Raw genomic sequence first — 8812 nt, forward strand, 5'->3', positions numbered from 1 at the left:
AGCCTGGAAGTGTCTGATTTTATAATTTCTACCAGCAATGTCTTTGATGAGAAAAACTCCACGAAGTTTAATTCCACCAAAGGTGAGAAAACTTGTTTTTGAGCGCGATGGAAATTGCTGCAAAAGCTGTGGCACAACTGACCAAGAGACTAATCTTACGATCGATCACATCATTCCCTTAGCTCTTGGAGGCTCAAATGACATCAGCAATCTGCAAACGCTTTGCTTCGATTGCAATAGACGAAAAAAAGACCGTATTGACCCCCGGTTCAAGCGTAGATTCAGCAAATGAAAAGGAAAAAGTATGCCTGAAACAACTCCTAACTATTGGCCTGCTATTTTGGGTACAAGCATAGCTGTTTTATGGTTTATTCATACAGGATTATCCATTGGATTTAGCAAAGAGTATGATAATTATTTATCAAAGCTTTTCAAATTTTTTAATAAAAAACCGATAATATTACCTTCATTAATAGTGTTAATATCTCCGTTTATATTGACTCGTCTTGCGCTGCCTGAGTATGAACTAACCGGAGCGTTTAAACAAGTTTTATCAATATTTACTTTTGTTCTAGGTGTAGTGATTGCCCAGGAAAAAGAAAAATCTGACTCAAGAAAAAGAGATAAGATTTTAGCAAACTCTCTTTTAGTAGAGTGCTGGGAGAACCTTAGGAGATTGAAGATAAATGAAACAAGAATTCAAGAGAAACTCGATTCTCCCTTATTAGTATTAAATCTCACCAAACTAGAAGCTCTAGTTAATCTTATTGCTGAAACGCAAGAAGTTAATTCAATTAAATTGGGAGAACTATATTTTAAGAAAGAAAATTATATTAAGCCTCTGAAACTTCTCAATTCTAAAATTAGAAAATACAACGGTCAACTCTCTAAAAAACTTGCTAACTCTTCAGAAGACTCCCAACAATTACTACATCAAATTTTGGAAATCAGAGAAAAATTATTGAAAATTATAAAGGTTTTAAGTAGCTTTTAGACTAATTAGCGACGACAGCAAGGGAAAAACATCAGAGATTCGCGCAAAAAATAACACGATTCGCCTAGCAGCAAAATTGCGCGAAATGGGGATTAATCCTGATGAGGTGTGATTGTTTTTAGATTGTTAAATGCGGTCCGATCGCACTTTTTAAACAGTAAAAATATCAGAAGGCCCAAAATGGCGATCGCTCCCCTCATCTATATCTCAATATTAAGATTTCCTTAGTTGCGGGCGTCGCGCACAGAAATCGGTGATACAATCAACAGCTTAGCTAGGGGTGCCCGAATATCCGGGCTGAGAAAACACCCTTAGAACCTGAGTCTGGGTAATACCAGCGGAGGGAAGCTGTTTATCAAGGAAATTAAATATGCGTACCGAATGGATCGCGAAGCGTCAGGGGCAAAGCAATGTATCTCAGATGCACTACGCCCGCCAAGGTGTAATTACTGAGGAAATGCACTTTGTTGCTAAGCGAGAAAATCTCCCGCCAGAACTTATCCGCGCCGAAGTAGCGCGGGGACGGATGATTATTCCCGCTAATATCAATCACACGAATTTAGAACCGATGGCGATCGGCATTGCCTCTAAATGCAAAGTCAATGCTAATATCGGTGCATCTCCCAACTCTTCCAATATGGAAGAAGAAGTTGACAAGCTTAAACTAGCAGTGAAATACGGCGCTGATACCGTGATGGACTTGTCCACCGGCGGCGGCAATTTGGATGAAATTCGCACTACGATTATCAAAGCTTCACCGGTGCCGATCGGTACTGTACCAATTTACCAAGCTCTAGAAAGCGTTCACGGTAATATGGAAAGTCTGACCCCCAATGACTTTCTTCACATCATTGACAAACACGCTCAACAAGGTGTTGATTACCAAACTATTCACGCCGGAATTTTGATTGAGCATTTGCCGTTGGTGAAAAATCGGCTAACTGGAATTGTCTCTCGCGGTGGCGGAATTTTGGCGCGGTGGATGCTGCATCACCACAAACAAAATCCTCTCTACACTCACTTTAACGACATCATTGAAATCTTCAAAAAATACGATGTTTCGTTTAGTTTGGGAGATTCTCTGCGCCCCGGTTGCACTCACGATGCGTCGGATGAAGCTCAATTAGCTGAACTCAAAACTTTGGGACAATTAACTCGCAAAGCTTGGGAACATGACGTGCAGGTAATGGTGGAAGGCCCGGGCCACGTGCCGATGGATCAAATTGAGTTTAATGTCAAAAAACAAATGGAGGAATGTTCCGAAGCACCCTTCTATGTTTTGGGGCCGTTGGTGACAGATATTGCGCCTGGATACGACCACATTACCTCAGCAATTGGGGCGGCGATGGCTGGTTGGTACGGTACTGCAATGCTGTGTTACGTGACGCCGAAGGAACACTTAGGATTGCCGGATGCTGAGGATGTCCGAAACGGGCTGATTGCTTACAAAATCGCGGCTCACGCTGCGGATATTGCACGGGGCCGTCCGGGTGCGCGCGATCGCGATGATGAACTCTCGAAAGCGCGTTACAATTTCGATTGGAACCGTCAATTTGAGCTGTCATTAGATCCAGAACGGGCAAAGGAATATCACGACGAAACTTTGCCGGCGGATATCTACAAAACTGCTGAATTCTGTTCAATGTGCGGGCCTAAGTTCTGTCCGATGCAGACTAAAGTTGATGCCGATGCTTTGACGGAATTAGAGAAGTTTTTGGCTAAGGAACCTGTAGCCCAAAGCTAATTGGATTAATTCGTAGGGTGGGCAATGCCCGCCTTACTTAATCGTAAAGCTGTTTCGTTTCTTGTGGGGCGGGCATCCTGCTCGCCCAAAACTAGGGTGCTGATGGCGCACCTCACTTAAGGTTATATTAAAAGGAGTTTCCGACAAGGAGAATTGCGATGTTCCTTTGCAGGTAATTTTTTTGTTACCAAGGAAGCCAGAATTTTATCGAGATTGGGATGAGCAAAAAAAGTAGCTATTTGCTCTTTAGTTAATAGCTGGCAATCTGGGTCATGCCCAAATTCTTTATTTCGCCTTTTCAATATAAAACTCTTCATCAACTCAATTTCGTCTAAACTGAACTCGCCTCGCAAACCCAGTTCCCAAGAATGAAGAGAATTGCCACCGCGAGAGTCAATTAGTCGCCTACCCTGTACTGGTAAACTAACTGAGCGTCGAGATTGATTTCGCTGCTTAAGAGGCATTCCGTTTCCAGATTCAAGGAACGAGCGGCGGATTCAAACGCTAATCTCATGGCGCCTACTCCTGAGAATAAGTCAATAAAACGGATTTTTTTCAGGGCCATTAAGCCGGCGGTAAAAGCTTATATTTTCTACTACTTTTCAATCGAGGCATAGCCTCTAGATATTTATTACCCGGCAAATCCTAGTAACCAGAAATTTTCAAGTCCTAGGGTGCGTTAACGAAGTGTAACGCACCGCCCGCCTAATGCAGCATTTGAGCTAAGTAAAAGATTTACCGGGATATGTTAGCTTGCGCTGTCTGTTGGCACGTTGAAAGAATGCGCCGATCGTTTGAGCTAATTGTGCGAATAGAATGCAGATTTGTTAGCTGAGTATTGATTTCAATTGTTGGAATTTTTCCGCCGGGTGAGATTGCCTTCCCGGAGAGTGTGTTTCCCTGAATTTTACCAGTGAAGCACGCAAAGTCCGATCGCGGCGCGTAGATTGCACCAACCACCCGATCGTTCTGGCGTTGAAACACAATGTAGTTTTGAAGAACTTGGTTGGGCTGTGGCGAATCTCCGTACAGGTAAATACCATCGGGCAAAGCAGCAACATTAGTCTTAGATGGATTTTGTTGTGCTTGAATCGGTTGTTGCCCAATCCCAACACCAATTAGTGTCAGAGGACAAATAAAGGCTGTTGCCAGTAGTTTCCATTTCATTTTAATAGATGCAGGTAAAATCATTGCTGCTTCTCCTTGCGCCGCGTCATATAACATATTAAAACTGTCTTCTCTAGTTAATATCTCACGCAGGTTATAATTTCCCTCTGCTAAAATCAGCCGATTGGTATAGATTGTGAACCTGAAAGCTTGCGCTTGTTTAGCACGGAAAACTTTATTTTCCATTGTTATCCAAGTACCTGAGCTGATTTTGATAAAATTAGAGCAGGCATAGTTTCTAATTAATACCACCCCATAAAACACCGCTTTCCTCTAGCACTACCAAGTTTTATGGCTCTGTATAATTCACTTTTTCGCAGTATTCTACTCTTAATTTTTGTACCTGCACGGCGTCGCAGCTTGACGGCCTAGGAGCGTATTTTTTTTGTTAGTCCCTGCCTTTTTAACTCTCGGCACATGGCACTAGGGCTTACCCATTACCCGTAAATATTCCCTTAGCTCTTCGTAGCAGGGACTTTAATCACTACTATTGAGAAGTAGCGACTAAAGTTGCGCCTTTGTCCTATTTTTGGAGGCAGAAGCTAGGGCTATTCTTGTGATTCAGCCATGCGCGATCGCCATTCCTTAAGATCCTTAATCGTAAAAACTGTTTCAAAGTCCAATCCAACAGAGCGATAAAACTCCGCACCACCTTGCTCCCTGTCAATCAGCGACAACACGCGATCGACTTTATAACCCGCACCCCGCAACCTTTCCACCGCCTGCATCGCCGACTTACCCGTCGTCACCACATCCTCCAAAACCGCCACATTCGTGCCCTCTGGCAACAGCGGCCCCTCAATATAAGCCATTGTCCCGTGTCCCTTCGTCTCCTTTCTGACAATTAGCGCCGGAATCGATCGACCTTCCAGAGCCGAAACCACACTCACCGCAGTTACAATCGGGTCAGCACCCAAAGTCAAACCGCCCACAGCTTGCACATCCGGCGACAGCATCGACAACAGCAAACGTCCCGTTGCCAAAGCACCTTCAGCGTGCAGCGTCACCGGTTTGCAGTTAATATAATAAGAACTTTTCTGCCCCGAAGACAGCACAAAATCGCCTTCGCGATAGGCAAACTCGCACAGCAAATCGAGAAGTCGATCGCGCAACACCTTTAAATTCCCAGCATCCATAACTCACACCTTGTAAAAAACACAAATAATCCGTCGATAATCAGTTTATAGTGGAATCGGAATTAATTAAGGAGGCTGAAATATTATGAGTCAAAAGTTAAAAAGCCTGAGCGGCGCGTTGATTCTCGCTGTCGCCTCTGTCGCAATGGCATCCGTCAAACCAGCTCAAGCACAAACAGAGCGATTTCACCCGATTGCCGACGACTTCAACCGACAATTTTTTCAAGCTTCAGGAGACTTTTACCACAACGTTAGCTTGCAAGGTTACTTTGGCGACTATTTAGGCATCGGTTCCCCCAGCGGCGTCGTTGCCTTTCCCGAAAAAGAAATCGAGAGGGATGCCAGTCGCGTCAACGGCTTCTACCGACGAGTAATGCAGCGGCAAGTTTCCAGCGACCCGATTCTCCGCGTCCCAGATGCAGTTAATCCCTTCGATGCCTCAGTCATGGCACTGCCTCCAGCTTGTCAGCTAGGACCTCAGCCAAGTGGCTGTTTCGCCACTCCCGCCGGACTCCAAGATCAGTTTACACTTCCAACACAGCAGGAAGGTTCACAGACCGATCCAGGGCCAGTTAGAGGACTTTATCAAGTATCGCCCGCTCGCAAGAATTAGTCGATCGACAGTTGCGAGTTTTGAGCCGAGGCGGGTTTACTCTCATCTCGGATTTGTATTAGAGAGAAAGCCTCAACCCGCCCCAAAAACTCATGTTTTGGCCATCCTTTCGGTAAACGCGCAACTGACTTTTTTTAACTATCGCGGTTATTTTACAGGAGTAAATATTATCCAATATTTATGAAACCATGCTGCCGTCAGGCATGATTGTTCCTTTCAAAATAGCTTCGCCCAGATTAGCTCCCGCCAATTTCGCTCCCCTGAGATTTGCCCCGGTCAAATTAGCCCCTCTCAAATCAGCTTTGCCGAGGTTTGCCCACCGTAAATCGGCAGCGCTCAACTCCGCAAAACTGAGATTGGCTCTGAAAAGATATGCTCCAGTGAAGTGAGCTTCCCCGAGGTGAGCTTTAGAGAAATTGGCTGCATAGCAATGTGCTTCAATCAATTCGGCTTGAGTGAGATTAGCTTGACTGAGATTAGCAGAATTGAGGTTCGCCCCCATCGCATTAGCTCGAAACATCACCGCACCGATTAAATTCGCATCACCGAAATCGGTTTGTTGGAGATTAGCAGCGGTGAGGTCAGCCCCAATTAAATTAGCACTGCTCAAATCAGCTCCCCTGAGGTCGGCCGCTCGGAGGTTGGTTCCAGTTAAATTAGCTTTAATTAAATTAGTTTCGAGCAGTTGCGCTCCCGCAAGATTTGCTAAACTAAAATTAGATTCGGCGAGGTTTGCCGAAATTAATTTAGCCTTAAACAAATCTGTTTTAAAAAGGTTCGAACCCCAAAGATGCGCGCCTCTGAGATTTGCTTCGGCGAGGTTAGCTTCGCTGAGATCCGGTTCTATATTGGGGTTGAGACTTCTCCATTCAATCCAATTAACTGCACCTTTTTTTAACAGCGCTAAATGCTGTGTGTTTGCCATAATTGCATCTCCTTTAACGGCTATTCCTTGCGACCAACAATTGCTGGATTTTCTCGACCCGTCACGTTTTCCACTGCCGCAATTGCTGCCTGGGAACCTGCTATAATATCTCGTTCTGCGCCGCCGAGGTAAAGCCGTCCGAAACTGCCTACAGCCTGAACCTCTAAGATGTTAATAGATGCGCCTTTTTCTGCTTCATTGGCCGCCAGCGCTGCATAAGCAGCCGGCTCTACTTCTAAGACGTAAAGCGTTTGTCCCGCCAGCAGCAACTGTCCGCGGCGGGTGCGGTTGATTAATTGTGTTTGGTGGGGGTCAATGTTGCGAATAATTTGACTGGAAATCACGCGCGGTTTGATACCTTCTTCTCTGCGGAGTCCGATGAATTCTAGAATTGCTTTGCCTGCGGCCCGCGTTTCCCCCTGCTGACTCGAGTGTACTTCCAGAAGTCCGTACAAGCGTTCGACTATCTGCACTCCCGGGCGCACGGAGGCAGATTTGAGGGCGACATCGGTAATTCGGTTAATTTCGATACCGGGCGAGATTTCTATCCACAGCGACGCATCCCCTGGCAGCGGCAAGAATCCGGCAGCGACTGTGCCGATGTATGCTGCGTGCTGTGGCTGCAAGTTGTCTAGAAATACGTAGCTGCGTAACTCTATTCCCAAAAGTTTTGATCTCCGTCGATCGAGTTCCAGCACTTGTCTGTGCAATATCTGAGTTTACCTTTTTTTGTCCCCCACACCTTGTCTATTGTCGGGACTGCCGCAGGGCCTCACAACCGAGTGAGGTGCCAGATGCGCCATTTCTCGTGCCGGAGTGCCTCCGCGAGCAACCTTTAATTTTGTGCGGGTGCTAAAAATTTGATATCAATCTGTAGTTATACGTGGAACATAACAATGTTTACTGCTAGAGGTGGATTTAACTTGGATAGCCGATCGATATAGTGATGATAGTTAAAGATTTTAGCCAACAGAGAGCAGTTGAATTATGAAACGTTCTGATTTATCCAAAGCAATCGGTGCAGGTATTATAGCTGCTGGTTTAGCCATAGCACCAGCTCATCTCCCTGCTTCAGCTCAGACAGATACAACTGGCGGTACAACTTCCGGTACTAACAGCACTACAACTACCACCACTCCTCGCTCCGATGTCTACAATGCTGAAACCGATCGCGATTTTGATTGGGGCTGGTTGGGACTGCTAGGCTTGTCTGGTTTGTTGGGTTTGATTCCGCGCAAACGCGAAGAAAATGTCCGCTATACCACTACAACGAGCGATCGCGAACCCGCTGCGCGCACTGACTACCGTTAAGAATTGAGTCTTAGTGCTGTGGCCATTATGCAGGGACAGGATGTTTTAACCTGTCCGCCGATCGATATAGTTTTGATAGTTAAAGATTTTAGCCAACACAGAGGAGTTGAATTATGAAACGTTCTGATTTATCCAAAGCAATCGGTGCAGGTATTATAGCTGCTGGTTTAGCCCTAGCACCTGCTCATCTCCCTGCTTCAGCTCAGACAGATACAACTGGCGGTACAACTTCCGGTACTAACAGCACTACAACCACCACCACTCCTGGCTCCGATGTCTCCAATGCTGAGACCGATCGCGATTTTGATTGGGGATGGTTGGGACTGCTAGGCTTGTCTGGCTTGTTGGGTTTGATTCCGCGCAAACGCGAAGAAAATGTCCGCCATACCACTACAACGAGCGATCGCGAGCCCGCTGCGCGCACTGACTACCGCTAAGAATTGAGTCTTAGTGCTGTGGGCATTATGCAGGGACAGGATGTTTTAACCTGTCCGACGCTCCCAAATAATCATCAAAAAACCTCCATCTGTGAGGTTTTTTTGTTTGAGATGATGCGCGATCGAACCAGGATTAAATTGGTTACCGAAAAACTGGGTCTAAAGCCCCGTCCTTATAGGACGGCTTTAATTTAGCCAAAACTGTGAATTAGTCTTTATATGCAGCATCCCACCGACGTAAATGTTAGTATTTGAAGCCAAGCTAGAAGGAAAAAACGAGCAGTACGAACGGCTAGACGAAGCCATTCGTACTGCTCGTTTTATTCGGAATAGCTGCATCAGGTACTGGATGGACACAAAAAAAGATGTAGGTCGCTACGACTTAAGCGCTTATTGCGTAGTCTTAGCGCAGGGCTATTTCATTCTAAACAAGTCTTTGAGGATGTTAAAATTAAAGCCAGCAAGACGTTGAGCTTGAGCCATGT

The 8812-nt window shown here is 45.5% G+C and carries 12 protein-coding genes and 1 riboswitch; of the genes, 7 read left to right on the forward strand and 5 right to left on the reverse strand.

Annotated features, from left to right (window positions below):
* Nucleotides 1-46 precede the first annotated feature (46 nt).
* The 3 genes from QUA71_RS15205 (at nt 47) to thiC (ending at nt 2738) form a co-directional block, all read left to right on the forward strand.
* Nucleotides 47-292 (forward strand): HNH endonuclease, encoded by a 246-nt coding sequence (locus tag QUA71_RS15205; protein WP_333286128.1) that lies wholly within the window; start codon nt 47-49, stop codon nt 290-292.
* A 12-nt stretch (nt 293-304) separates the two neighbouring features.
* Nucleotides 305-994, forward strand: coding sequence for a hypothetical protein (locus QUA71_RS15210; protein ID WP_333286130.1), 690 nt, complete (start codon nt 305-307; stop codon nt 992-994).
* Nucleotides 995-1260: 266 nt separating this feature from the next.
* Nucleotides 1261-1357: riboswitch (TPP riboswitch) on the forward strand.
* Between the two features lie 7 nt (nt 1358-1364).
* The gene (gene thiC / locus QUA71_RS15215; protein WP_333286132.1) at nt 1365-2738 is read left to right on the forward strand and encodes a phosphomethylpyrimidine synthase ThiC; all 1374 of its coding nucleotides are present in this window, start codon (nt 1365-1367) and stop codon (nt 2736-2738) included.
* A 397-nt stretch (nt 2739-3135) separates the two neighbouring features.
* On the opposite strand, the gene QUA71_RS15220 is transcribed toward thiC, so the two are convergent.
* The 3 genes from QUA71_RS15220 to pyrE form a co-directional block, all read right to left on the reverse strand.
* Nucleotides 3136-3252, reverse strand: coding sequence for a hypothetical protein (locus QUA71_RS15220; RefSeq protein ID WP_333286134.1), 117 nt, complete (start codon nt 3250-3252; stop codon nt 3136-3138).
* A 221-nt stretch (nt 3253-3473) separates the two neighbouring features.
* Nucleotides 3474-4091 (reverse strand): hypothetical protein, encoded by a 618-nt coding sequence (locus QUA71_RS15225; RefSeq protein ID WP_333286136.1) that lies wholly within the window; start codon nt 4089-4091, stop codon nt 3474-3476.
* Nucleotides 4092-4453: 362 nt separating this feature from the next.
* Nucleotides 4454-5041, reverse strand: coding sequence for an orotate phosphoribosyltransferase (gene pyrE / locus QUA71_RS15230; protein WP_333286138.1), 588 nt, complete (start codon nt 5039-5041; stop codon nt 4454-4456).
* 85 nt (nt 5042-5126) lie between these two features.
* Between pyrE and QUA71_RS15235 the strand changes: the two genes are divergently transcribed.
* Entirely contained in the window at nt 5127-5654 is a 528-nt protein-coding gene (locus tag QUA71_RS15235) for a hypothetical protein (RefSeq protein ID WP_333217731.1), read from the forward strand.
* Nucleotides 5655-5832: 178 nt separating this feature from the next.
* Here the strand turns inward: QUA71_RS15235 and QUA71_RS15240 are convergent, their stop codons facing one another.
* Nucleotides 5833-6579, reverse strand: a complete 747-nt coding sequence (locus QUA71_RS15240; RefSeq protein ID WP_333286141.1) for a pentapeptide repeat-containing protein — start codon at nt 6577-6579, stop codon at nt 5833-5835.
* A gap of 20 nt (nt 6580-6599) precedes the next feature.
* Nucleotides 6600-7244: a hypothetical protein gene (locus QUA71_RS15245; RefSeq protein WP_190661578.1), complete on the reverse strand. Its 645-nt coding sequence runs from the start codon at nt 7242-7244 to the stop codon at nt 6600-6602.
* A 322-nt stretch (nt 7245-7566) separates the two neighbouring features.
* On the opposite strand from QUA71_RS15245, the gene QUA71_RS15250 reads away from it, so the two are divergent.
* From QUA71_RS15250 to QUA71_RS15260, 3 genes are all read left to right on the forward strand, one after another.
* Nucleotides 7567-7890, forward strand: coding sequence for a WGxxGxxG family protein (locus QUA71_RS15250; RefSeq protein WP_333286143.1), 324 nt, complete (start codon nt 7567-7569; stop codon nt 7888-7890).
* Nucleotides 7891-8003: 113 nt separating this feature from the next.
* Nucleotides 8004-8327, forward strand: coding sequence for a WGxxGxxG family protein (locus tag QUA71_RS15255; protein ID WP_333286145.1), 324 nt, complete (start codon nt 8004-8006; stop codon nt 8325-8327).
* A gap of 241 nt (nt 8328-8568) precedes the next feature.
* Nucleotides 8569-8799 (forward strand): hypothetical protein, encoded by a 231-nt coding sequence (locus QUA71_RS15260; protein ID WP_333286147.1) that lies wholly within the window; start codon nt 8569-8571, stop codon nt 8797-8799.
* Nucleotides 8800-8812: the final 13 nt, after the last annotated feature.

It is taken from the genome of Microcoleus sp. MON1_C5 (genome assembly GCF_036701875.1).
GTDB lineage: Bacteria > Cyanobacteriota > Cyanobacteriia > Cyanobacteriales > Microcoleaceae > Microcoleus.